We start from the raw sequence: 26,129 nt of genomic DNA, 5'->3' as shown, positions 1-26,129 counted from the left end.
CATTTAAAATGCAAAAAATAATCAGGACATCTTCCGCATTTTTTTGCTACAGAAAATAACTCTTTAAAATCTTCTCAAAGGTATCATATTCAAACTGCTTCATCTGTGCAATCAGCATGAAATTCTGGACAATAAAGCTTGCCAGTTCACGGTCATTGATTTCTGGTTTTGCAGAACTAAAATTATTATCCTTATACTTTTTAATAGCTGCTTCCAGAATATCTGCGAATAAATCCACTACTTCCTGCTTTTGTTTGTGATGTTCTTTTGTCATTCCTTTTTCCGTACCGTTTAGCTTTAGCCAGGTATCCTTAAAGGTATCCAAAAAAGAATCCAAAAGTTCATAAATTCTTCGAAACGTTACAAACAATTCGTGGTTTTCCTGCTGTGCCTGTTTGATGGCATCAATGAATTCCAGCCAGTACCGGTACATTAACTCAGACATTAAGCTGTCCTTCGTCGGAAAATAATTGTAGATTGTGCCCACTGCAATACCGCAGTCTTTGGCGACTTCCCGCATATTAAGCTTACTGTAGCCCTTTGAGACAATGATTTTTTTAGCCTTTATTAAAATGGTTTCTCTTAAATCGTCATATATCTTTGGCATAGATCCATCCTTTTGTGAACTAAGTTCATAATAACTCGGAATCCGGTCATTTGCAAGAAAAATTTTAGAGAAAAATTTTAAAGATAAATTTTGCAGATAGATGTTATATAAGTTGATTTTTTGCTGTTAACTGCTGATAAACGTGACATTTTTTTGTCAGGGTATTGTCACAGAAAACCGGTGAATTGTAGCGCCAAATGATGCTTTTGCGTTTTGCGTGTATTGCATCGCGAGTTATTGTTTAGAGAACTGCTGTTTTTAGCAGGGGAGTGAGCCGTAGCAGGCGTCTAAACTTCATTGTATTTCCCTATCCAGAGACTGAATCAGATAACGCAGCTCCTCGGATATAGTGCTGTTTCCCTCTTTCCCATATATGATATGTTCTAACGGCAGTTCCTCTTCCTCAGCCGGAGACGCTATAGCAGTCTTATACATCATTTTTCGATACTCCGACGGCAGCATTCCAAAGTTTGCCTTAAAAATACCTGTAAAGGATTTGATATTGGTAAAGCCGCATTCAAAAGCAACCTGAGTAATACTTTTTGGGGTGGTAGTTAACAGCATTTCCGCCTGATTCAGCCGTAAGCCGTTTAAATATTCCTGATAACTGATGCCTGCTATATTCTTAAAAAAGTGTGAGAGATAATAATAATTGACATGCATTCTTTCCGCCAGGTCACTAAGAGACAGCTTTTCATTATAGTGATCCTTCATATAATCCAAAATCAGATTAAACCGCTCCATGTTATTCTCGCCGATATAATCATCCTTGCTTTTGGGTATCAGATAGGAATGCCTTATCATTATGGCAAAGCAGGCATTAATCAGACTTAAAATCATATTTTCATATCCGGGAAGTTTCTTTCGGTATTCCAGGTAGATTCTTAATAAAATATTCTGAAGATCGGAGAGAGGTACCAGATTCTTCTGAAAATTATCTAAATAGGTTTCGTGATTAAATTTCATATCTTTAAAGTTATAAAAGACACTCTTTTTTGAGTCTGTAATGTGAATAATTAATATCAGGTTGTCCTCATCGCCCCGGCTCGTACTATGGATTACACCGCTGTTAATAAAGCAGATGTGTCCCTTATTTAAGGTGAAATTGATGCCGTTGGTGGTCATTCGTATAGAACCATCCAGTGCGTACAGGATTTCGATATGGTTGTGCCAATGCAGTTTAAAATGGTTGATATTTTGCAAAAATATACGTACCGGGAAATCGTTTGCCATGAAGGTATTTTCAAAATTATTTTCCATAGGGTCTCCTGTAAATAAACTATCTCCTGTAAAATTAAAATAGATTAACCAATTAATTAAGGACAATATATCATAGGTAAATTAATATTACAACCAATATTACTATCCAAAACATACCGTCCATATGCGGGAAATATGCTTATAACAAGTATTTCCTGCTAAAAGTGTATATACTTGTAAAATAAAATAACCAAACTTAAATGGTCAAGCACTAAAAAAGAAAAAGCTAGATGGTCAAGCACTACCACTAAAATAAATATTCGCTCTGATATAGTTAGGTAATAAATGGAACAATTGCAAAGTATTGAATCATAATAGCAAAAAACAACCATTGATATGAACAAATACAGAGTATTTTTGCACCCTTTGTTATGTTATATTATCAGCATATAGTTGATGAGAGAGCAAAATTGACCGCTAGGTCAATCTGACAACCAATTAGAAACGGTGCTGTCCGTTTAGCTAGTGAAAGGAAAACTTTGGTGGAGGATTATGAAAAATAACACAGTACTCTTAGAGGTAAAGGATATCGTTAAGAAATTTGGTGAAGTCACTGCCTTGAATCAGGTTTCGTTAGAGATCAGGGGAGGAGAAATTCATGGCTTAATCGGTGAGAACGGGTCGGGAAAGTCCACCGTATCCTCTGTAATATGCGGAATTCATCAGGCCACCTCGGGGGAATTATATTTAAAAGGGAAACTCTACAATCCAAAATCACCCTTGGATGCCAGAGAAAATCATATCTCTATGATTGTTCAGGAAACGGACACCATTGATCTGCTGTCGATTGCTGAAAATGTGTTTCTCGGACAGGAACAGTCCTTTGGTAAGGCAGGTTTTGTAAACCTGGGTCTTATGCAAAAAGAAGCCAGAGAGGCATTAAAAAGAGTAGGTCTAGATACGGTTGATGTGACCGCCCCCATTGCTTCTCTTAATTTTGAGACCAGGAAAATTGTTGAAATTGCAAAAGCCCTGTACTATCAGCCAGAGCTGTTAATTATTGATGAAACCACCACCGCCTTATCCCAGGACGGTCGGGAAAAGATATATGAAATCATGAAAAAAATGAAGGAAGAGGGACGGGCAGTTTTATTTATATCCCATGACCTTCCCGAGTTAGTCGCAACCTGTGATTGCCTGACCGTGTTAAGAGACGGCAAATTAATTGAAACCATTAAAAAGGAACAATTTGATGAAAGCTATATCAAAAAGTCCATGGTGGGAAGAACGCTGGCAGAACAGTTATATCGTACAGATTATGAGACTACTCCCCCTAAACCGGCAGTTGTCCAGGTGAAAGAAGTATCTGCGGATATGCTAAGGGAAGTTTCCTTAGACCTTCACGAAGGTGAGATTTTAGGACTTGGCGGCTTATCCGGAAGTGGTATGCATGAGATGGGACAGGTCTTGGCAGGCCTTAAGAAAGTTAGAAAAGGTAATGTAGTTGTTTTTGGTGAACGGTTAAAAGATAACTATCATGCCGCTAAATTAAAAGTAGGCTATATATCGAAAAACCGTGATGCAGAAACCCTGATTTTAAGCGAAAGCATACAGGATAATCTTACAATTTCCGCCTGGGATATGTTACGAAGGTTTAAACTATTTATTCTGCCGGGAGAGGAAAAGAAATTTGCCTTAGAGCAGATTAAGCTGTTAAATATTAAAAGCTCTTCCCGTAAGCAGACGGTCAGAGAATTATCCGGCGGTAATAAGCAGAAGGTATCCTTTGGAAAGTTAATCGGTAATAAGAGCAAGGTATTAATTCTTGATAGCCCTACCAGAGGGGTTGATATTGGGGTTAAAACTACCATGTATCAGTTGATTTATGATTTAAAGCAGCAAGGCTTTGCCATCGTTATTATATCAGAGGAATTACCGGAGTTAATCGGTATGAGTGATCGTATACTCATTTTTAAAGATGGGCGGATTAGGGCGGAATTTATGCGTTCGGAAACCTTAAGTGACACAGATATCATAGATTTCATGATATAGGAGAAGAGAATATGCAAATCAAAATTAAGAAGTATCTCAGTACTATCGTCCAATGGCTTGGACTCCTTATGGTCCTAGCAGTGTTTGGAATCTGGTCAAAAGGAAATCTGTTCAGCGCTTATAATCTTGGCACCATGTTAGAATCAGTTACTCCCTTGGTAATTGTCTGTGTCGGCATGACCTTTATCTTTGCCCATGGAGGAATGGACATTTCCTCCGGAGCCGTGGTTGCCTTATCTTCCCTGACTGCAGTGGTGGTTATGAACAGTACCAATTCCCTGATTCTTGGAGTACTGGCATCTACGATAGTAGCAGTAATCTGCTATGAATTTAATGCGGTAGTTACGAATAAATTTGGTCTGATGGCGGTTATTACCTCTCTGGCAATTATGTTTTCTGCCAGGGGACTGGTAACTTATATCTGTCAGCAGACACCAAATGACAGTATTTCGGTGGTTTCGGTAAGCTTAAATCTGTTTAAGAAAAACCACACCTTTATGATTATACTAATGCTTGTATTTGTAGCTATCTTAACTATTTTATTTTACTTTACCAAACTAGGTAAAGGTGCGAAAGCAATTGGAGACAATGCTCTGGCGGCAAAGCAGAACGGTGTTAGGGTGAATTTAACCAAGCTGTTATGTTATGCGGTTACCGGTATCAGTGTGGGCATAGCCGCCATGTTTAAACTGGGAGCAGTAGGAAAAGTCCAGTCAGCCACCGGTAACGGTCTGGAAATGGATGTATTGGTGGTAGTAGTCCTTGGAGGTATGTCCTTATCCGGAGGAGCCAATACCAGAATCAGTTCCGCAGTAGTAGGTGCTTTTACCTATGTGCTTCTGCTTAAGGGTCTGACCATTATAGGTATGAATCCAAATCTGGTCTTATTAATCAAAGCAATTGTATTCCTGGTGGTAATCTATGTTACTTCCCAGAGAAATAATCTGAAAGTAATGCCTAAGTAGGCTTATTTTAAATAGATAATTACGAAACGATAGAGTTTTAGATATGCCATTTTATATGAATATGAATTCCAAAGTTTCCGTTATCCGCTGGGTAAACTTTAGTTTTTGAGTTATATTCATTGCAAGGTAATTAGATACAATATTAGAGTTTCGTAATTGACTATTATATAAAATTTCAAAGGAGAAATTATTATGAAAAAAACGATATCAATGTTATTAGCCTTTCTGTTAGTAATCTCTGTCGTACTGACCGGCTGTTCTTCTTCCGGTACGAAAACGGAACCAAATACGTCACAGGGAACCGGTGAATCAACGGATTCCGGTAAAGATGCCAACGTGAAGAAGGTTAAAATCGGTGTTATTTTATACAACTATACAGATATTCAGGGAAAAGAATTAAAGAATTATTGTGATAACTATCTGGCTAAGAACTTTCCGGTAACTTTTGAATACCAGACAGCAACTGCCAATGACAACGATGCTCACTTAGCAGCAGTGGATTCTCTTATTTCCACCGGCTGTAATGCAATTATGAGCGGATATGATACCGTAATCGGACAAGCGATGGAAAAATGCGACGCTGCCGGTGTATACTATGGTATTTTATTCGGCGAAGCCAAAGATGAAGCAGATAAAGACGGCAAATATAATCAATACGGTAACTGGGGAACACAGGAACAATCAAACTTATATTACAGTGATTATTTCCTTGGCGGTATTTATCAATTTGGTGCAGACCACGGACTGGAATTAGGAAAAACGTATGGAGAGGCAGTAGCAGCCTCCGGTGCAAAAAAAGTCGGAGCAATTTCCTTCCCGGTTTTTGCCTTTACCGATTCCCTTACAATCTGCCAGGGCTTTACAGAAGCATTAACAAAAGCGGGAATTGAAATCTGCCCCAATAAAGATACCAAAGCCCTTCCGGCTGAAGCAGGCTTTGCATCCGTAGGAGATGACACCAAAGCATATATTGCTAATTATACCGATATGGACTTAATCTTTGGCTTAAGCTCCGGTATGGATATGGTACTTCCGGCGATCAATGAAGCAGGCAGATTATGGAGCGGCAAGAATAATGGAGTAGGAGCAATCAAGCTGGCTGCTTTAGGCTACAATGAATCCTCAAGACAATATTTAGAGGACGGTACATTAGTAATTGGCGGAACCAACAACTATGTCCAGTCAGTGGCATATTTATTTACTTTAATGTTTGATGCGGTGAACGGAAAGAACTGGAAGACAGACAGCGCAAGCGGCTTTGAGATAAATGGTACAATTAATTACCCTACTTTTAGCAATACAGAAGAATTAAATGATTTTGAAACTTATATTTTAACCACCATCCATAACGATTTTACGAAATGCCCCGTAACTGCGGAGGAATTAAAAGGTGTTATGAAGGCATATGCCGGAACTGGTGTTTATAAGGATTTAACTGGAATCATTGCAAGAGGAACAAGTGAGATTAAGGCGGCAAGAAATTAAGAAGCAAGAAATACAAATGCAATTTTAGAAAGCAATGAAAGAAAGCAATAAAACAACCAAGAAAGTAATGTAAGAAAGCAATAAAACAATTAAGAAAGTAATGAAAGAAAGCAATTAAGAAAACAACTAAAAGAAGTAATATAAGAAAGTAATTCAAAGAAGCAAGAAATTACGAATTCGTTCTATAACTTACCTGCAAGGAAAGTGAGCATTATGAAAAATCGAATGAAAAGACAAGCTATAATTCTTATAAAAACCTTTATATTTCCAGTCAGTTTATGGGTATTGTTTGCTTTACTGATACAGGTAAAGACAGGAGGGAATAATCTGTTCTTAACCCAGGCAAGCCTGCAAGATATCTTTCAGACCTCTGTCATGACCTCGATTATTGCAATGGCAGTTGCACTGCCCTTATCCGGAGGCCGTTGGGATTTCGGAGTGGGAGCTATTATGGTATTAACTGCCATAATAGCTGGTAACCTGGCTATTAATTACCAGCTGGGGCTTGGGATGCTTTTTGTTCTGAGCATTGCAGTGGCAGTCGTTCTGTCTTTATTCGAAGGCATTATATATCTGGTATTTAAAGTACCTACCATGATTATTTCCCTGGGAATTGTTATGTTATATGAAGCTTTAAGCGGTCTGGTATTTGACGGAAGCGGTGTACGTTTATTTATGTATCCCAAGCTGTCAATCCTGGCAACCCAGCCTTATTGCTATATCGTTCTGCTGGTGGTACTGGTTTTATTCTGGGCATTAATGAAATACACCAAATACGGTTTTGATGCCAGAAGCCTTGGAAATAATGCAGAATTAGCGGTGAACAACGGCGTAAATGAGAGAAAAAATATACTGCTTACTTATCTGATTGTAGGGGTATTAATTGGTATTGCGTCCTTAATCAATGCTTCCAAAGCGGTGGTTGCACCGGTTTCCAACTTAAGTTCCACTTACCTGATGTTTAGTTCCATGGGTGCAGTGCTGGTTGGACTATATTTATCCAGATTCAGTAACATGGCTCTTGGTATATTTGCCGGAACCATAACCATGGGAATTTTTTCGAAAGGCTTGACGTTATACGGCTTGCCTTCCTCATTAAACAATATTATATTGGGGTTATTTATTGTAATATTTATGGGTTGTACTACGAACTTTAATCAAATCAGCTTACTTTTTAGAAAGAAACAGTTTCAGTAAAATAAGTAATAGCAGGAGCAGAGAATATGATACATCAAAAAATTAATTTATCAGATACAACCCAGGCATACATGACAACTTACATTTTAGACGATGGAGAATATGACAGAAGAGGCCTGAAACGCCCAGCCGTAATCATCTGTCCCGGCGGTGGTTATACCACCGTCTCTAAAAATGAAGGGGAGCCGGTGGCTTTATTCTTTAACCGCCACGGATATCATGCCTTTGTCCTTGAATATAGTGTGAAAATTGACCATCCGTTTCCCACTGCACTTTGTGAGCTTGCGAAAGCCATAAGTATTGTAAAGGAGAAAAGAAAGGAGTGGGGCATACAGGATAACATTTCGGTTGCCGGTTTTTCTGCCGGGGGAAATCTTGCCTTAAGCCTGGCCATATATGTCAATCAACCGGTTATTACCAAAGAAATAGGTCTTACCAGTGAACAGGTAAGACCGGACCGGATTATCCTTGGGTATCCTGCGGTAACCTTAAAGCCAAAACGGGAAGGCGGTACCATACCTGAGGAACTGGAAAAACTTATGGATCTTGGACTTATGCCGGATTTTAGAGGACCGGGTATCCGTGAGATTCTGTCCGGACATGAAAACATAACAGATGAAGAGGCAGAACAGTTAAATCTATTGCATTATCTTCACAAAGACTTACCACCGGTATTTGTCTGGGGCAGTTATGAGGATAGTATCATACCGGCTACGGACTTAACCTTACTGGCCACCCGCCTGTATGAACTGGGTGTACCCTGTGAGCTTCATATGTTTGGCAACGGTCCTCATGGTATGAGTTTATGTGATACTTCGGTAAAAAGTGAAGAACAGATTAACGGCTTAAGCCTTAATGAATGGACTACACTTTGCCTGAAATGGCTGGAACAAAATAAGAACATATCATAACAATCGATTCTGGAGTCTGATATGGTAAAGGTAATTAACAAACATAAAACAGAATAACAAAATAAAGTCCAACACCGAAGTACTAAGTTTTGTAGGTGTTGGACTTTTCTTTCGCCAAAATATGGCATCATTCTATATAATATGTTTGAATAATATTGACTGGTATCATATAATTAGACATATTTATATCTTTTATAGATAAAAATATGATTCATATGTCAAAAGTTCAAGATTGCGTATGGAATGAACATTAGCGTATGAATAGCATAATTACGACATCAGGGGGTAGAAATTTTGTTTAAAAGATTAGTAGTAACCGTATCATTATTTGCACTGGCGGCAGGAATCATAAGTCCAGCCACCGTATCGGCAGCCACTTCCGGTAAGAATATAACCTGGGCGAAAACCACTGGGGAATCCCAAAGCAACGATTTTTATGATGTAACCTATAATAAAGATAAAATCTATGTGGTTGTAGGACAGGAGGGAGCGGTGGTAAGGTCTGTGGATGCGAAAGAGTGGAAGACAATACCTTTGCAGACAACCGAGAATTTGAATGCCGTGGCTACCAATGGAAAACAGTTTGTTGCTGTAGGAAATAACGGAACAATAATACACTCCGCGGATGGAAAGTCCTGGACTAAATCCAGTGTAAGTTTTAGCAAAGCCTATACCTACGGGCAATTGACCGGTAAAGCAAAAAGTTATATTGAAGACAGCTATATAATAAATTGGTCGGCGAAAGCGAAGCAATCCCAGCTTCAACTTAAAAACATTCTTTGGGATGGTAAGAAATACGTGGCCTTTGCCGGATGGGAAGTGAAAACAGGTACCTTAAGGAAGGGACAGTATTCGGACTCATTACCGTATTGTCAGTTATCCAGTAATTTTATCTTAACATCAAAGGATGGAATGAAGTGGAACGCTAAGTATGCAGAGGTTCCAGCCTTTGAAAAAATTATTTATACTGGAAGTACTTATGCGGCTATATCGGAAGAAGAGATATCCTTCTCTCAAGATTTAACAAAGTGGAAGACCATAAAACCCAAAATAAGAGGTGATTTTACCGATATTATATATACAAACGGTAAATACATGACAATCGGCTGGGATGGAAATATATCTGCTAGAACCGGGACAATCTATACCTCAGTGGACGGTGTGAAGTGGAAGGCGGTAATTAATAAAAAGATGATAGGCTCAGGAGTATCGGAAGATACGAACGCCTATGGAAAACCCAACGGATTCTCAGATTTAATCATGAACAGTTTATTATGGGATGGCAAGCAGTATGTAATCGGAGGATATAACGGCATGATTCTTACTTCCAAAACCGGCGCCAGTTGGGAAATGCTGAATGAATCATGGGATGTTACATTTATTCCATTTGTATCCTCTGACTTGACAGGTGCCAAAGCTAATATTCAGAAAATAATCTTTGACGGACAGCAGTATATCGAGGTCTGCAATAATGGGACAATACTTGTATCCTCAGATTTAAAAACAGGAACAATAGCCCGTATCCGGCCATCCGTAGAGTATGAAAACATTACATATGGCGGCAGCAGGTATTTAGCCCATGGTGAAAGTGGTACCATATGGGAATCTGCTACGGGATATAACTGGAAAGCGGTGGAACTCCCAGAGGTTACTGAGCCCCTTCTATGGGAGGGAATTGCAACCCATAAAAATACTGCTATTGCAATATGTCAGACCAGAGGGTATTGGTTTTCCGTTAACGAAGCCTTTTATTACTATTCAGATAAACCAGGCAGTTGGACAAAGATGGATTTTCCAAAAAAATTTAAAGTAGTATATGGGGCTCAATATATAAAAGATAAGTTCTACGTGTTTACCGGGGATGGATATATTACTTCAAAAGATGGTAAAAACTGGAGTAATTTCTCCGCTTCAAAAGTTAACCTAAAAAATATTACTTATAATGGAAAAACATATATTGGACCAAAAAGCAGTTATGATGGAATAGTCAAGAATAATACCTTATATACCTCTAAGGATGGCAAAAAGTGGTCTAGGGCAGAGCTTAAATTGGATGGAAAGAAGTATTATCTGTCAGCTCCAAGTGTTATCTGGAATGGAAAACAATTTGTAACGATTGGCGGAGTAATTAATCCGTCAGGGAATATTTATAACGGAGAGCCAGTAGTAGGATTTTCAAGTGACGGAAAGAACTGGAAGGTAAAAAAAGCAGCGGATAACGGGTTTGAGTTCGGAACCTATGGCAATAAGACCTATCTTGCTATTGATTATAATGGAATTCTCTACGATTCTATCAATGGTATCGATTATAAAAAATCTGCAAAAGTAACCAGTCAGCCGTTAAAAACAGCGATGTGGGATGGAAAGAAATTTCTTGTCGGGGGTGAAATGGGTATAATAGTAGCGTCCACAAAGAATAAAGCATCAACTGTCCCAGCCCAGGATAAATGGATTGAAGAGTATGCAGCCTATAGTTTAGTCTATTAGCAGCACATCCCCTTTTGCTGGATACATGAAAAGAAGTGTTAGAGTCCTGCGGTTTTGCTGCAGCCTGGGAAAAGAGTAGGATAAAAAAGGGGGCAGTTGTTAAAGTGATATGCTCCCTTTTTTACTGCAGATATTTAAGAATAACATGTTTAAGTAATCCAATTATTAAGTAAACTATGCGTTTATGAAACCTGAGGTTAATCTGAAGTAAGATCAGATTTTGTTATGGTACTTGACTCCATTCCCGCATAAAAAACGATTTCTCCTGCTTTATGAGTATCAGAATCGGTTATATATTTAAAATACTGATACCAATAAACCTTATCGCTGTCGTCTGTAGTTGTAAGTATTATAATCTTATGACACTTCTCTCCAGAGGCGTCGGTTTGGTTGTTGCTATATAATTCCTTATGATACTGGAATTTGATGCCTGTATCGGCTTGGATATCGTCGAGCAGCTTTTGGACTTCTTCAGCAGTAAAGGAGCTGCCGTTCCTATCGGTCTGATTGTTGTTACTATTTGTATTAGAACCGGAATTTGCCGGTAGACTGCTACTGCTTGCCGGGGGATTATAACTAACAACAGGAGGATCAAAAGAACCACTCCCATAATTTATTTGATTCATAAAGTAACTACCAATCAGAATAACAGAAAATACACTTATAATTGTTCCATATGACTTTAGAAGTACTAGCAAGGATTTTTTCTTGTAAGACTTAGACTTCCTATGGGCAATAGTAATGACTTTTGCTTTATTGTGTTTTCCACAATTAGGGCAGTTCCCTTCTAGATGGCTGTAATTAAAGATAAAACCACAGTGACTGCATGAAATCATAGTTCTTTCATTCTCTTCCATATCCTGCTGCCTTGGCATCTTAATTTCATCTTGAGTATCCTCAGAAATCTGCAAAGTTTCATTTGTATCAATATAAAACCAGATTGTTGAGCTTAAAAATAACAAGACCCATCCAATAAACAAGGCGATTAGAATTTTACCGTAGGGAGTAATGGCAAGGGATTTAAAAACATAGTTTAAGTCCAGGGTGCCAGAACCAGTTACTATAAGCGCGGTGATACCTTCCATGAACGCAAGGATGATTCCCAGTATTAAAATTACTGGTGCATTCCACTGCCTTCTTATGGACTTTAAGGAATTAGCTTCCCTTAAAGCTGACAATCCATGCAGCTTATTACTGTTAATTAGTAAAGAAAAGATGCTTAATATAAAAATACTTTTTTTGACTTTTTCAGAAACCGCAATTGGATTCTTGGGATAAAAAATACCGGAAGCGGCAATGATTACCGAGAATATAAGATATAAAGAAGATGTCAGAATCATAAATATATCAGCGCCTGGTTTTAAATAGAAACCTTTCTGAAAGAAAAGACTGATTACAGACAGAATAAAAATCAGCACAATAAGAGCCGTATTCATATAATGTATAATGTTTTTCGTCGTAGTTCTACCAGTATCCAACATGTATGTTATCCCCTAACTTATTTATTAATGTTAAATTTATTAAACCCCAAACTATATTAAACCCCCAATTATAAGCCCCCAAATTAAAAGGCTAATTACATAACTTATGTACTAAACCAAAAGTAATAATTACACAGAAGTAGTAATTTTTACCGTAATGTATGTAAAATGATAAATAAAAATAGTACTTACATTATAAGCATTTCTTGACATAAAATCAATATTTTTTACATTTTATGGCATCTTATTTTTGGCATTCAAACGAAGTGTTCATTAAACATAATAGTAGCTGTTTGTATTCCTATTCGCTTTAGTAATATTTTTTCATAAAGTTCGAGGGATTTATAGGTTTAGAGTATTCTAAAAATACACTAGAAATAAAATAAAGACTATTTTCTACAATATTGTAGAAGAATATTACAAAATGTGGTAAAGTTAAGGGGAGTGTTAAATAAACAAAATGTAAAAAGAAAATTAATATGTAAAAAAATCAATATGCAAAAAATCAATATGTATTTTAATAAGAAAAATAAACAACAGGCAGAATAAATATGCGTTTTTATTGGTAAGGAAGAGCCAGTTAAAAGTTTTAATCAAATTTTAAAGAAAATCGAAGCGTTCTTTAAATTCAATTCATTAAAAATACAGTATAATAATCTAAAGTATAAAGTTTTCATATATAAATCCATCAGACATCACAAGAATTGATTTTGTGGTAACTGGGTTATTAATCTCTTTGAATGAATCAGAATGGATGGATGTAACCGCTTCAAGATGAATGCTTTATTAAAATTAAGTCAGCAGAAAAGCTTACTTTATACAGATTCCTTGTGCTGTTTATAAAAGATAATATAAAGGGGATGGTTTATTATGTTAACATTATATTTATGCTTTCTTGCCGGAGGAGCGGTACTCCCGTTTGTAAGTTTTATATTGGGATCCCTTAGTAACGGCGCAGATACAGATATTGATACAGGTGCCGATATCGGAACCCATACTGGATTTGATACCCATATGGATTTTGATACCCATGCTGATTTTGGAAGTCATACGGATTTTGATATCCATGCTGGTATGGGAGATCATACGGACTTAGGTGGACATATGGATTTGGGAAACCATTCAGATATAGGAACCCATATGGATACGGATCTTGGCGCAGATGCTCATACCATGTTTTCACTTGGTCTGATACCTACCTCCTTAATGTCACTATCAGCACTTGCAGTTACCTTTGGTGCTGTGGGCGGATTATTAACGTATAGCAATAAAGGAAAGGTAGTTACCTTAGTTGCCGCAATTATTGTCGGATATGTGGCCTCTGTTCTGGTACAGACACTGATTAAAACCTTAAAGAAAGCCCAGACCAACAGTTATGGAATCGACGAAAAGGAGCTGCTTTTATACGACGGCAAGATAGTGGATACCATATTGCCGGGGCAGCTTGGAACCGTAAGCTTCACTACTTTAAAAAATGTCATGGTAAGCTATCCGGCTAAGTGTGTAGATGAGAGCCTCAGACTTCAAACCGGAAAAATAGTTAAAGTGGTTGAATTACGGGATGGTATCGTTTTTGTAGAAGCACAAAACAAATATGAGTGAGTAATGCCAGGCAGTATCATAAGAAACAATCGTGATACCATGGCTTAAAGAATAATATAAAAATGGAGGAGTAACAATGAGTTTTTTAACAGAGTACTTTGGAACGATAGACATAGTTCCAATCATTATCACAGTTGTAGCAGTTGCGGCAGGTCTAACGATTCTAACGGCCATTTTCCGTATGTGGAAGAAGGTTCCTCAGGATAAGGCCATGGTAGTTACCGGTATGAAGAAGAGAGTTATAACTGGTGGCGGTGGTTTGGTTATTCCGGTATTGGAACGGACGGATACAATCTCTCTTGGGAACATCCAGTTAAACGTCAATACCTCACAGACCATGTCTTCCCAGGGTGTACCTATCGATGTTGCCGGTACTGCCGTAATTAAAGTAAGAAATACACATGAGAGCATCTATGCCGCTATTGAACAATTTACCGGGACAAATGAAAGCCAGATTCAAAATTCAATCTCGGAACAAGTCACCCTTATCTTAGAAGGTAAGCTTCGTGAAATCGTAGCTTCTATGACCGTAGAGCAGATCTATAATGACAGGGAAGCTTTTTCCGCGAAAGTACAGGAAGTTGTTGGTACTAAAATCGGTGAAATGGGACTGGAGCTTAAGGACTTTTCAATCAAGGATGTAAATGATACCAATGGATACATAAGAGCCCTTGGTGCAAAACAAATCGCAGAAAAGAAGAAGGATGCCGAAATAGCTCAGGCAATGGCACTGAAAGAAGAGTCCATTCAGAAATCAGAAGCTACAAAAGAAGGTGAAAGAGCTCGATTAGAAGCTCAAACACAAGTAAGTGCAGCATTAAAAGCAAAAGAAGTACAGGAAGCCCAGTATAGAAGTGAACAGGAATCGGCTAAAGCGAAAGCAGATGCAGCCTATGAAATTCAAAAGAGCATTACCTATAAAGAAGTTATTGCAGCTCAAATGGAAGCCGACATCTTAAAGCAGCAAAAGCAAAAAGAACTGCAGGAAGCACAGTTACAGGTTGAGATTGCCAGAGAGCAAAAACAGACCGAATTGGAACAACGCCGTGCTGAAAAGACCCGTGAGGAATTAAAGGTTAAGATTGTAGAGCCTGCAGATGCGGACAGACAGCAAAAACAAGCGGAAGCAGATGCTCAAAAATACACCAGGATTGCAGAAGCACAGGCAAGAGCCGAGGCCAGAAAGGCAGAGGCCAATGCAGAAGCAGAAGCGAAAAAAGCAGAGGCTAACGCAGAAGCAGAGGCAATTAAAGTTAAGGCAGAAGCAGAAGCAAATGCTGCTGCTGTAAGTGGTGAAGCGAGAGCAAAAGCAATTTCTGCAGTAGGTCTTGCAGAAGCCGAAGCGATTAAAGCAAAGGGTCTTGCAGAAGCCGAAGCAATGGAGAAAAAAGCAGATGCTTACAAGAAGTATACCGGTGCTGCTATGGCAGATAAATTAATTGAAAAACTTCCTGAGATTGCAAAAGCCATTGCAGAACCGCTGAGTCAGATTTCGGATATAAAAATCTATGGCGGTGGTGTTGATAATGTAGCAGATAATGTACCAACTGTACTTGCTAAAGTATTTGATACCGTGCAAAGTTCTGTAGGTATTGATATGAAGAACATTGTCATGGGTGATAGCCTTGATGCGAAAACCACCAAAAATATTAACCTCTCTGGCGTGGATGATATCCTTAAAGATGAGTTAAGTAAATAATTTTGTGAAGTTCAAGAAATTGCGTGTCCTTGTACAGATTATATTTATTGCATGATAAATATAAGAACTTATTATAAATATCTGAGGTAAATATTAAAAGTAAATATTTGAAGGGAACGAAGTAATAGCAGAGATATAGATTTATTGGATTCTTATTTATAAAATGATGAAAAGTCAATAGGTATCTAGATTAATACTATATAGACAGTAATCCAACCCCAAGTAACCGGCGTACTGGTTCAGATTTTCTGAATCATATACCGGTTACTTCTGTTATAGGTATGTATTATATGCCGAGCCTATCTATAGAATATCTTTCGTCGCAGTGTCAAGCATACTTGTGCAGGATAGTTTTATTAAAAGATTCATAATATCTAATACAAAAATAAATCTAATCAGAAATAGTTCTAATACAGAAATAGAAATAAATCTAATCAGAAAAAGTTCTAATTCAGAAATAAATCTAATACAGAAATAGATTAATACTAAAATACATAATGAATTTGTTATAGATTTAATAATAATATACTATTTTACTTATAGTCAAATGAATTATATACTGAAACCGGCACTTTTAAGGCGTCAACGCTTACAGTAATAAAAATGTCAATTCGATAAAAGGAGAATATCCATATGTCAGTATTTCTATTTATTCTACTGGGGGTTGCCATTGGAGGGTTTGGTACATTAATTGGGGCAGGGGGCGGATTTCTTTTGACACCTATTCTGCTTTTATGTTTCCCCTCCATGTCAGCCCACGCTGTTACGGCGATTTCCATGATAACGGTCTTTTTTAACTCTTCCTCCGGTTCTTCTGCATATGCTTATATGAAACGTATTGACTATAAAACGGGTATAATTTTAGCAGTAGCCACCTTTCCAGGTGCCATTGCCGGTACAATATTGACTGCACATGTCAGCAGAGATTTGTTTAATATTATTTTTGGAGCTTTTATGCTTATATTTGCAGTAGTTATTATATTAAAGAGCCGCATGGGTAACAGCAGTGCACCCACCGATGCGCCGGGGCGTTTTCGTGCTAAAAGGAATTTGATCGACAGGGAAGGCAATGTGGCAGCTTTCTCCTTTAATATGGCAGCAGGTATTATAATCAGTATGTTTGTGGGACTTATATCGGGGTTTCTCGGAATAGGCGGCGGTATCGTACATGTGCCTGCGTTGGTACTTCTTGGCTTTCCGGCTCATTTTGCCACGGCAACTTCACATTTTGTACTGGTTTTTTCTTCTTTGGTAAGTATTCTTGTCCATCTTGGTGATGGTTCGTTAACACAAAATGCTGCAATGTCACTAAGTATTGCCGCCGGTACCGTGGTGGGAGCACAGATTGGAGCACGGATATCAAAACGAATAAAAGGTTCTGTTATTATGCTATGCCTGGCGGTAGCCTTAATTTTTGCAGGCGCCCGTATTTTATATATGGGACTCGTATAGCATAATATTAGAACTTTTAATAAAGTAACATAAGAAATTCTAAATATTATCTACAAGGAGTTACTCCTGGTTTATCATGCTTAGCTGATTTAAAATGCATTGGTACGGCAGGTTCAACAACGCTCTTGCCGTCTGAGGACATTTTAGTTATCATTTGCGTTTCTTATACATTAAAAGTATTTTAAAAGGGTATCAGTTTCAAGATAGAGAGATTAGCAAAATCTTTTAACATACGAATAATAAACTGTAGTTCTGTATCATTATATTGCTTTAAAAAATTATTTAGTGTAGACTCCATTTTCTTATGCATTGTCTGATGAAGAATAAAAATTTCTTTGCCTAGGGGGGTAATGTGAAATACATACTCCTTTTTGTTATTTGGCAAAGGAACTTTGGTAATAAGTTCCTTTGAAAGTAATTTGGGTATGGATTTGGACACGGTTCCTTTTGGAATGCCAGTATCCTTAGATATCGATATACTATTTACAGGTTCTAGTCTACCGATGGCATCTAAAACATGCAACATAATGTAGGTCAGGTCACTGAGTTTTTTTAATACTGCCGGATTTTGGCAGTTATCCAGCAGCCATTGTTTTTCTTCTTCATCTTCTGATGCATGTTTGTTAAGCACTTCATTCACAAGGTTTTTTATTACTGAAATAAGTTCATCATTATCCTTTCTGGAATCAAATCTATTTTCTAAACGATTGGTCAATTTCATACCTCCACATCCTAATAACTTACAAACAGTATAACATAAAATCCGGGCAAGCACATACTATTTAAAAAAAGTTTCCAAGAAACAATATTGACAAATATATTGAATAAGAGTAATATAGTTTCCAAGAAACAAAATATATAAAAAGTAGAAGCAAAGAAACCATGAATTTCTGAAATATCAGGTACCATAAGAGGAGAAAATGGAATGAACTTACTTTATAAATTTATAAAAGATCATAGAATAGCGAAAGGTGATGTACAAAATGACCTGGCAATGTGTTTATACTGCGGCAAATGCCAGAGATGCTGCAGACCCAAAGCAATCACGGTTAACCAAAAAGAAAAGAAGTGGGAGTGGGATAGTGACAAATGTGTAAGGTGCGGACATTGCATTGCTGCATGCCCGGTTAAGAGTTTAAGATTTGTTAAATAAAGCTTGACATTAGTACGGTACCGAACTATAATGAATTTAGATTAAATAAAACGGAGCTACGTTTAGAATGAATAAATATTTAGCAATATCAACTGTTTCAAAAATTAGAAGTGAGATTTCATCATATATAGAAATCGAACTTAAAAAGCGAGGTATTGAGGGGTTAGTTGTATCTCATGGTAATATACTGGATATCCTTTATGAGAATAATGGAAAATTAACCATGAAAGAGATAAGTGAAGGAATCCACCGTTCAAAATCAACAGTGACCCAGCTGGTGGATAAGTTAATCTTACATGGGTATGTTACGAAAGAAACGTATGCTGAGGATAAGCGAATTTACTACATTGTACTAACAGATAAAGGAATGGATATTAAAAAAGATTTTAAAGAGATATCAGATAAAGTAATAGAGGTGTTTTTCAAAGGATTTGCAGATGAGGAAACAGAAACTTTGCTTTCCTTAATCAATCGGGTAATAGGAAACTTTACCCGATAATCTTTTAATTATATAGTTCGGTACCGAATTAAATAAGGAGAATGTTAAGATGAATGAAACGTTAAAAACAATTGAAAGTCTGAGAACTGTCAGAAGCTTTTCTGAAAGGGATATACCGGATGAGAAACTTTCACGTATTTTAAATTCCTGTGTCAAGGCGGCCTCAGCCTCAGCCAGACAAACCTATTCCATCATTGTTGTAGATGATAAAAGTGTTATGAAAGAGATAGGATATACCGGTAATAAAATGCTAGTGTTCTGTGTTGATTATAACAGGATAGCAGATACAGCAGAATTTCTGGGATATCAGTTCAGTTATCAGGAAGCAGTTTCTGACTTTGTGACCGGAAGTACGGATACGGTTCTTGCGGCGCAAACAGCAGCGATTGCCGCAAAATCCCTTGGTATTGATTCGCTATTCACTAACTGCCTCCATAGAGGGAATATCGACAGGATTTATAAGCTTTTAAATTTAGCGGAGAAATATTGTTTTCCTCTTATTGCACTGATACTTGGATATGCTGATGAAAGTAAATTAAAAACTACTGGTAAAGGGCGGTTAAGCGGACCAGGGGTAATTCATTATGGTAAATACCATAGATTAAAGGAGGAAGAAATAAATAATATAGTGTTGGAATATGATGCAGTAGAGAAGCATTATCTGTCATTAATTGCCGGTTGGAGAGATAAAGGTTATGGACATTATCTGGATTATTTTTATGAAGTATGGTGCGGCTTTTTAAAAAGAGATGGGGAAAACGAGACCAAAAGAAAAATTCAAGATCAGTATCCGGAAGTTGAAAAAGTTCTTGTAAAAGCTGGATTCTTGCGGGAAATGTAAAGGGGTAAAAGCTAGGAAGCAAAGGGGGTAAAAGTACGGACCAAAGGGGGTAGAAGCTACGGACCAAAGGGAGTAAAAGCTAAGGATCAAAGGGTTAAAAAGTAAGGTATCAAAGGGATAAAAATAAAAGCAAGGGATAAATAAAAGAGGGGCTGTTGCAAAATATAGGTTATAGAACCAGGGTTTAGAATATAATCCTTATTCTCTCCCAGGTAATTTAGTCTTTGGATTTGCATCAGCCTCTTCACTTAACAAAGATTCGGAATCAGCTTTAATTTGGAATTACTTCACCTCGTTCACTAATTCACTTAATCTCTGGTTAAGTTCATCAATATCTTTATAATTTTTAGCAATGTCCTGAATCCGGTTATTTTGCTCTAAGATATTAGCAGTGATTTCTTCAATGGAGGCTGCAGTTTCTTCAGACCCTGCGGATATGGTGTTCATGTCCTTAGATATCTTACTATTATCCTCAGTTAAATTTCTTATGAGTTCCTTCACCAGTTTAGCCTTATCCACTACTTCATCCGTATCCTTAATGATATGATGGAAGATATCATCAACTTTATCAGAGGATGACTTACTGGTTTTAAAACTGATATCGATGATCTTAACTTTTTCTGAGGCCTGTTCGATTTTTCCGATTACAGTATTAATAATTGCTGAGATGACTTCAGTAGATTTCTGTGAATTCTCTGCGAGACTTCTGATTTCCTCAGCTACGACAGAAAAGCCTTTTCCGCTTTCTCCGGCTCTGGCAGCTTCAATGGAAGCATTTAAGGCTAGTAAATTAGTTTGTTTGGTAATTCCATTGAGAGTATTTAAAATCATCAAGATCTGCTGTGCCTGGTCGTCTAATTCTGTCATTAAAGTCACCGTTTCCAAAATATTATCATTGACTTTGTTAATTTCTCCCTTTAAGGATTCAACCTCCTGTCCGCCTTCAGAGATACTGTCCGAGGTACGGCCAGATAAAGTCAGCATATCCACTGAGGTTTCTGCAACCAGTTTGCTGGCATTCTGATTTGCAGTTATGGTTTCATTAATATCTGTGATACTCTGATTCTGGGAATCTATCCCCGAAGCAATCTCAGAGAAAACAGAAGCAATTTCGTTTGAATTCTGTTCGATTATAGAAAAATTATCTTTTAGGCTTGTACTAAAACCGTTAAGAACCTTAACGGTTTTCTTAACCTGTAAAAGAAGCTGGTCCAATTGGCTTTTATTCGATTCAGCCATATCGTAATTTTCTTCTAATTCTTTTCTCATGCGGATGCCAATATTACTTTGGGCAATTAAAACCCCGCAGATTAGAATCAGAAACAGATTAAAGGATACCAAAGCTTTATCCTCTAGTCCTGCAAACATAGTGTCTCTAAAGTGGAAAAAGAAATAATTTGTAAAGATTACATTGAACAGACCCATTAAAGCAATCGGCTTCCAATCATGGTATAAAGAGATAATTGCCAACCCATAATAAACTAAAATGTAAGTAGTAATTGAAGTGGAACTGCTGAGTAAAAGATAAGTAAAGATTGCAACAGCTAAAACCACCAAATACTTAAATTTATCCTCCAGTATTCTCTTCATACCCAGAAAGGTAAGAATCAATCCGATAAAACTTCCGGCAATCCCTAAGACTGCAATCATCTTAAAACTCTGCTTGTTGGCGATATCTACGATAAGACCCAGTGCCAAGGAAAACCAGATTAGTTTTGTTAATAACTTATTTCTGTTAAATACTACATTGTTTGTATCCATTTTTATACCTATACTTAACTCATTCAAATAGAATGGCCGGCCACTTACAACAGATGATATAAGTTGTACCAATATCCTGCTAAAATAGTCGAAAGAGTTTGCGTGGCATCCTTTCCTTGTGTTCTTTCTTCCGACTTGAGATTGTACTGCCAGTCCTGACAGCTCAAAGACAGCTGCCTTTTCTTGAAAAAAATGACAGCTGTACATTTCTTCTATTATTTTCGACCAAATTTTACAATTTCTTTATATCAATTTCTCTTTCTATCATTTTTTTATTTCTAGCAATAAGTTTCAAATGTCATAGGCTGCTGCTGAGCAGCCTAATCGAAACGGAAAGGTCCAAGAAAAAACAGAATAAGCGGTTTCTGCTTACAAAACGGTTTATAAAGGTATCATATTGATATCCAGGATAAATAGTGGGAAAAGAATCTCGGATAAACAATGAACAAAGAATCTTGGATAAACAATGAACAAAGAATCTTGGATAAACAATGAGCAAAAGAATCTTAGATAAACAATGAACAAAGAATCTCGGATAAACAATGAACAAAGAATCTTAGATAAACAATGAGCAAAAGAATCTTGAATAAACAATAAAAATATATCAGTTTCTAACGATAGAGTGATGATTTTGTGCTATAATTAGCTCATATTGATACCAATGGGAGTGAGTGATTATGTATGATAAGATAACAGTACAGGATATAAAAAAGATGGAAGAAGAAATAGAACACCGAAAGCTTGTTGTCAGGAAAGAAGCTCTTGAAGATGTAAAAGAAGCAAGAGCACAGGGTGATTTAAGTGAGAATTTTGAGTATAAAGCTGCCAAACAGTATAAGAACCAGAACGAAAGCAGGATAAGATATCTTGAAAGAATGATAAAAACCGCAAAAATCATATCGGATGAATCCCAGTCTGATGAGGCGGGGCTTAATAACCTGGTGACGGTATATTTACCGGAAGAGAAAGAAGAAGTTACTTATAAGCTTGTAACAACAGTAAGGTCAAATACCTTAAAAGGAAAGATCAGTATCGATTCCCCCTTAGGAAAAGCCCTGCTGCATGGTAAAGCAGGTGATACGGTTAAGGTAAAAGTCAATGATACCTATTCCTATGATATCATTATCCGCAAAATCGAGAAAACCATGGACGATGGAACCGATGAATTAAGCAGATATTAATAATTTGAATCATTATGCTGTGGTTTTATAAGTATGAGGATTGATGGTTGAAACATGACTTTCACAGTAGCAAATCAAAAGGGTGGTTTTTACCACTCTTTTGATTTGCTACTGTCAAAACCTGACACCTGACACAGTATACTAATTTTTACTGCTGATGTTCACTTTCCTGTTTATATTCAGAAGGTGTCTTACCTGCCACAGCTTTAAATACCTTCATAAAATATTTTTCATTCTGGAATCCGATGCGTTCTGCAATTTCATAAACTTTTAATGTAGGGTCCTTTAGCAGTTCCTTTGCATGCTGTATACGCACCAGCTGCAAATAAGCAACAAAGGATAAACCGGTTTTCTTTTTGAACAGCGTACTGAAATAATTCGTATTCATATTAGCCAGATTTGCGGCATATACAAGCGTTATATCCTTTGCATAATGACGGTTCACATACAAAAGTACCTGTTCCACCGGGGATATGGTATCGGAAGGTCTGTGGTTTTTGGCAATGGTGGTAATACGAGAAACAACGGCGTCTACGAAATCCTTGGCCGTTTGGGAAGCACTTAATAAAAATTCTATGGTCTGGAGCTGATTCAGCTGCTTCTCGTGATAACGGTACTGTTCTGCCGTATAAGCCAGAACGGATAACTCTATTATTTTTGCCTGCCGGATCAAGGCTTCAGCCGTACAGCCGGTATCCGTCAGCAAATTACTGAAATAGTCTTTTAGAATTCGCTCAATGGATAGGTAATCATTCGTATCCATAGCATTACGGATTGGATGAGTCAGGAAGGTGGCATCCTCCATAGACTGGGTCTTAGGCTGATTTGACACGGTCAGTACACCTTCTGTTATAGGGGATACCAGCCGGGAATCCAGCAATGACCTGCAGGTGCTTAAGGCTTCCGGTATCTGGCTTTGCTCTTTAGCCATTGCCAAAGCCAGAATATGTTTGGGAAAATTCCCGTTTTTTACAGCCGACCGGTTGGAACCAAGTTCCTGCAGGAGCTTGGTAAAACCATCTTTTAAGGGTTCGCCGGAATCGAAGTAAAGCAATGCATAGTGGTAGCGATAGGCGGCAGTATTACACAAAAGCAGCTTCCAATCCGGTAAAGATAAAGTAAGAACAGAGGAAAGATCCTTTGCCTGAAATGTATCACCATATCCTGCTGCAATCAATAAAGGTTTATTAGGGACAATATTGTTAAGCATCTCAACTTTTCTGGATAGTTCTGAGGCTGTATTATGTCCAGTCATAACATCCCACATTAAGTTTTTTTCATACTGTTTAATCTGTTCGGTATATGCCTTTGTTTCACTGATACGCTTATGTTCGGTCTCTGATCTGGCATCCAGCTGTTCTATAATCCGAAGCAGGGCGGTTTTTAGTTCATCTTTTTCAATGGGCTTTAAAAGATATTCATTTACACCGAACTGAATTGCTTTTTTTGCATAGTCAAAATCGCTGTAGCCGCTGATTATTAAAAAGAAAAGTCCGGGCTGCTCCTGTTTTATGGTACCTATAAATTCCAGACCATCCATCAGGGGCATTCGGATATCCGTAATAACTATGTGTGGTAAGAAGGTTTCGCATAGAGCTAAAGCACTTTGCCCGTTCTCAGCTTCTTGTATATTCTCTACAGCCAGACCCATATCTTCTATAATTTTCACCAATCCCCGTCGGATGGTTGAATCGTCTTCTGCAATTAACAGTCTGTACATTAGTTTTCCTCCTTGGTACTTGTATTGTCTTTCGGCAAAAAGATACGGGTGATAACACCGCCCATGGGATTTTGCATTATAGTAAGGGCACTGGCTTCCCCAAAGGACAGAACCAGCCGTCTGTTTACATTCCATAAGCCGATTCCGCCCCGAGTCCGTGTGTTCTGGGGCTGCTGGTCTTTTTTTAGTTCTGCCAGCAGATTCATAAGGGACTCTTCACTGATACCGGAACCATTATCCGTCACGGTAAGAATCGTTCCGGTATCAGATTGTTCTACGGTAAGAGTTATTTCTAAAATTCCGATTCTCTTTTTAAAACCGTGTTGGATGCTGTTCTCTAATATTGGCTGCAAAGTCAGAGGGAGGATTGATATCCTTTTTTGTATGTCCTCCGGTATATCCACGTTAAAGCGGATTCTGTCATCTAAGAGCATCGTTTGAATGTTCATGTAATAGGAGAGGTTACGCAGTTCAATATCCAGAGATACCGGAGTCTTCACCGCCGACAGAGTATAGCGCATGAGACCGCCTAAGGAGGTAAGTCCTGTTTTAAGTCTCTCGGTTTCTCCAAGTTCTGCCGCCATTTTCATGGTCTCTAAAGTGTTAAACAGGAAATGGGGATTGATCTGGGACTGTAAAGCCGCCAGCTGGCTCTCTTTTTGCAAGTTTTCAGATAAATAAACCGTATTGATAAGTTCATTAATCTTGCTTGCCATAATATTAATTTCCTGTGCTAATTCATCAATTTCATCTTCCCCGTTCAGAGGAATACGAATGTCAAAATTACCTCTTTGAATTGTTTTTACAGCAGCCAGCATGCGGTGGATTCTCTGAAGCAGAAAGCTAGCTACAATATAGGAAATGAAAAGGACAGCAAGGATAATACCTATTGATACGGCTGCAAAACCATTTCTGGCAGCTCTGGCTGGAGCTTCTATTTCCTCCTGGGGTACGATACAGCCAAGGATAGTATCCAGATTTTTAATCCGCAAAGTGGACAGGTAATAGGATTTACCGTTTATGTCTATGGTATCCTTTGTCTGGGCTTTTCCATTAATAAGTTCTCTGGCTTGGTCCGATTGCAGCCAGTTTGCCAGCTCTGCCTTAAAGCCTCCGGTATAGATCAGTGTGTCATTATAAAAAGTAAATAAAAAGCCGCTTTCTGCAATCGGCGCTTTATTGATACCTTCAAAAAGATGTCCGGCATCAATGGAGACTTCCAGTAACGTAATATTACCGGGGACAGAGGATAACAGCGGATAAAACCAGGTATAAACCTGCTGGTTGTTTTTTTTAGGTGTATAGAGGTAGTCCCTGGCAGGATGCCAGGCCTCACGGAAGTAAACGCCTCCGCTGCTTTTTTTAACTGCATTCTGATACCAGGCTTCCCCTGAGTAACATGCGGCCTGTTCACAGAATTCATTTTCAGGCAGATAGGTGTTTTGTGTGATAAACCGGAACTGCTGACCAAATTTTGAATTCGCATCATACCAGGAAAGGGTTGGCAGGATTTGATAATTCATTGTTTTGATTAATTCCGCCGGATCATAATAATTGCGGATAAAGAAACGGTTTATATCTGTTTGGGTGGATAGAAGATGAGCTGACTTTTGCATATCCTCTACGGTTTTTTCCACACCGGACCGTTCCTGTTCCATACGCTGGTAGATGCTATTAAGCAAAGGCTGTCCGGCATTGGCCACCATGGTATTGTAAAGGTAAATAAGACCAATGAGGATGGGAAATAAAATAGAGCATAGGTAACATAACATTAACTTGGTCTTGTACCGCATGGACCGTGATAAGGTACGAATAATATTCATTGTTTTGATTCTC

Annotated in this window: 20 protein-coding genes; 13 read left to right on the top strand and 7 right to left on the bottom strand. The window is 37.9% G+C overall.

Annotated features, from left to right (window positions below; genetic code table 11):
* Positions 1 to 46 precede the first annotated feature (46 nt).
* Both QA584_RS24300 and QA584_RS24295 read right to left on the bottom strand, forming a co-directional pair.
* Positions 47 to 607, bottom strand: coding sequence for a TetR/AcrR family transcriptional regulator (locus tag QA584_RS24300; RefSeq protein WP_278271690.1), 561 nt, complete (start codon positions 605 to 607; stop codon positions 47 to 49).
* A 294-nt stretch (positions 608 to 901) separates the two neighbouring features.
* Entirely contained in the window at positions 902 to 1,867 is a 966-nt protein-coding gene (locus tag QA584_RS24295; RefSeq protein ID WP_278271689.1) for an AraC family transcriptional regulator, read from the bottom strand.
* Positions 1,868 to 2,359: 492 nt separating this feature from the next.
* Between QA584_RS24295 and QA584_RS24290 the strand changes: the two genes are divergently transcribed.
* The 6 genes from QA584_RS24290 to QA584_RS24265 all read left to right on the top strand — a co-directional run bounded on the left by QA584_RS24290 (position 2,360) and on the right by QA584_RS24265 (position 10,904).
* Complete coding sequence (locus tag QA584_RS24290; protein ID WP_278271688.1) at positions 2,360 to 3,859, top strand: sugar ABC transporter ATP-binding protein; 1,500 nt, start codon at positions 2,360 to 2,362, stop codon at positions 3,857 to 3,859.
* Between the two features lie 11 nt (positions 3,860 to 3,870).
* Positions 3,871 to 4,824, top strand: a complete 954-nt coding sequence (locus QA584_RS24285) for an ABC transporter permease (RefSeq protein WP_278271687.1) — start codon at positions 3,871 to 3,873, stop codon at positions 4,822 to 4,824.
* A 192-nt stretch (positions 4,825 to 5,016) separates the two neighbouring features.
* The gene (locus QA584_RS24280; protein ID WP_278271686.1) at positions 5,017 to 6,309 is read left to right on the top strand and encodes a sugar ABC transporter substrate-binding protein; all 1,293 of its coding nucleotides are present in this window, start codon (positions 5,017 to 5,019) and stop codon (positions 6,307 to 6,309) included.
* Between the two features lie 213 nt (positions 6,310 to 6,522).
* Positions 6,523 to 7,506 carry an ABC transporter permease gene (locus tag QA584_RS24275; RefSeq protein WP_278271685.1) on the top strand — a complete coding sequence of 328 codons (984 nt, stop codon included), beginning with the start codon at positions 6,523 to 6,525 and terminating at the stop codon, positions 7,504 to 7,506.
* Positions 7,507 to 7,532: 26 nt separating this feature from the next.
* The gene (locus QA584_RS24270; RefSeq protein WP_278271684.1) at positions 7,533 to 8,417 is read left to right on the top strand and encodes an alpha/beta hydrolase; all 885 of its coding nucleotides are present in this window, start codon (positions 7,533 to 7,535) and stop codon (positions 8,415 to 8,417) included.
* A gap of 294 nt (positions 8,418 to 8,711) precedes the next feature.
* Positions 8,712 to 10,904 (top strand): hypothetical protein, encoded by a 2,193-nt coding sequence (locus QA584_RS24265; protein WP_278271683.1) that lies wholly within the window; start codon positions 8,712 to 8,714, stop codon positions 10,902 to 10,904.
* 197 nt (positions 10,905 to 11,101) lie between these two features.
* On the opposite strand, the gene QA584_RS24260 is transcribed toward QA584_RS24265, so the two are convergent.
* On the bottom strand, positions 11,102 to 12,385 hold the full coding sequence (locus QA584_RS24260; protein ID WP_278271682.1) for a hypothetical protein: 1,284 nt from the start codon (positions 12,383 to 12,385) through the stop codon (positions 11,102 to 11,104).
* Positions 12,386 to 13,255: 870 nt separating this feature from the next.
* Here QA584_RS24260 and QA584_RS24255 point away from each other — a divergent pair.
* The 3 genes from QA584_RS24255 to QA584_RS24245 all read left to right on the top strand — a co-directional run bounded on the left by QA584_RS24255 (position 13,256) and on the right by QA584_RS24245 (position 17,138).
* Positions 13,256 to 13,987: a hypothetical protein gene (locus QA584_RS24255; RefSeq protein ID WP_278271681.1), complete on the top strand. Its 732-nt coding sequence runs from the start codon at positions 13,256 to 13,258 to the stop codon at positions 13,985 to 13,987.
* 76 nt (positions 13,988 to 14,063) lie between these two features.
* On the top strand, positions 14,064 to 15,686 hold the full coding sequence (locus QA584_RS24250; RefSeq protein ID WP_278271680.1) for a flotillin family protein: 1,623 nt from the start codon (positions 14,064 to 14,066) through the stop codon (positions 15,684 to 15,686).
* A gap of 633 nt (positions 15,687 to 16,319) precedes the next feature.
* Positions 16,320 to 17,138, top strand: coding sequence for a sulfite exporter TauE/SafE family protein (locus QA584_RS24245; RefSeq protein WP_278271679.1), 819 nt, complete (start codon positions 16,320 to 16,322; stop codon positions 17,136 to 17,138).
* Between the two features lie 181 nt (positions 17,139 to 17,319).
* Here the strand turns inward: QA584_RS24245 and QA584_RS24240 are convergent, their stop codons facing one another.
* Positions 17,320 to 17,859, bottom strand: coding sequence for a winged helix DNA-binding protein (locus QA584_RS24240; RefSeq protein WP_278271678.1), 540 nt, complete (start codon positions 17,857 to 17,859; stop codon positions 17,320 to 17,322).
* 204 nt (positions 17,860 to 18,063) lie between these two features.
* Here QA584_RS24240 and QA584_RS24235 point away from each other — a divergent pair, with 204 nt between their 5' ends.
* The 3 genes from QA584_RS24235 (at position 18,064) to QA584_RS24225 (ending at position 19,631) form a co-directional block, all read left to right on the top strand.
* A complete protein-coding gene (locus QA584_RS24235; protein ID WP_278271677.1) occupies positions 18,064 to 18,291 on the top strand; it encodes an ATP-binding protein in 228 nt (75 codons plus the stop codon).
* A 67-nt stretch (positions 18,292 to 18,358) separates the two neighbouring features.
* Positions 18,359 to 18,790 (top strand): MarR family winged helix-turn-helix transcriptional regulator, encoded by a 432-nt coding sequence (locus QA584_RS24230; protein ID WP_278271676.1) that lies wholly within the window; start codon positions 18,359 to 18,361, stop codon positions 18,788 to 18,790.
* 49 nt (positions 18,791 to 18,839) lie between these two features.
* Positions 18,840 to 19,631, top strand: a complete 792-nt coding sequence (locus QA584_RS24225) for a nitroreductase family protein (protein WP_278271675.1) — start codon at positions 18,840 to 18,842, stop codon at positions 19,629 to 19,631.
* Positions 19,632 to 19,913: 282 nt separating this feature from the next.
* Here QA584_RS24225 and QA584_RS24220 read toward each other — a convergent pair whose 3' ends face one another.
* Positions 19,914 to 21,392, bottom strand: coding sequence for a methyl-accepting chemotaxis protein (locus QA584_RS24220; RefSeq protein WP_278271674.1), 1,479 nt, complete (start codon positions 21,390 to 21,392; stop codon positions 19,914 to 19,916).
* Between the two features lie 677 nt (positions 21,393 to 22,069).
* Here QA584_RS24220 and QA584_RS24215 point away from each other — a divergent pair.
* Positions 22,070 to 22,573 (top strand): GreA/GreB family elongation factor, encoded by a 504-nt coding sequence (locus tag QA584_RS24215; protein ID WP_278271673.1) that lies wholly within the window; start codon positions 22,070 to 22,072, stop codon positions 22,571 to 22,573.
* 148 nt (positions 22,574 to 22,721) lie between these two features.
* On the opposite strand, the gene QA584_RS24210 is transcribed toward QA584_RS24215, so the two are convergent.
* Both QA584_RS24210 and QA584_RS24205 read right to left on the bottom strand, forming a co-directional pair.
* Entirely contained in the window at positions 22,722 to 24,293 is a 1,572-nt protein-coding gene (locus QA584_RS24210; RefSeq protein WP_278271672.1) for a response regulator transcription factor, read from the bottom strand.
* Positions 24,293 to 26,116, bottom strand: coding sequence for a sensor histidine kinase (locus QA584_RS24205; RefSeq protein ID WP_278271671.1), 1,824 nt, complete (start codon positions 26,114 to 26,116; stop codon positions 24,293 to 24,295). The genes QA584_RS24210 and QA584_RS24205 overlap by 1 nt, the downstream gene beginning before the upstream one ends.
* Between the last annotated feature and the right edge of the window lie 13 nt (positions 26,117 to 26,129).

Origin of the sequence: Anaerocolumna sp. AGMB13025, from assembly GCF_029689925.1 — a bacterium.
In the GTDB taxonomy this organism is placed as follows: domain Bacteria; phylum Bacillota; class Clostridia; order Lachnospirales; family Lachnospiraceae; genus Anaerocolumna.
Note: the sequence above shows the minus strand (reverse complement) of the source record. Positions and strands in the feature narration are given on the sequence as shown.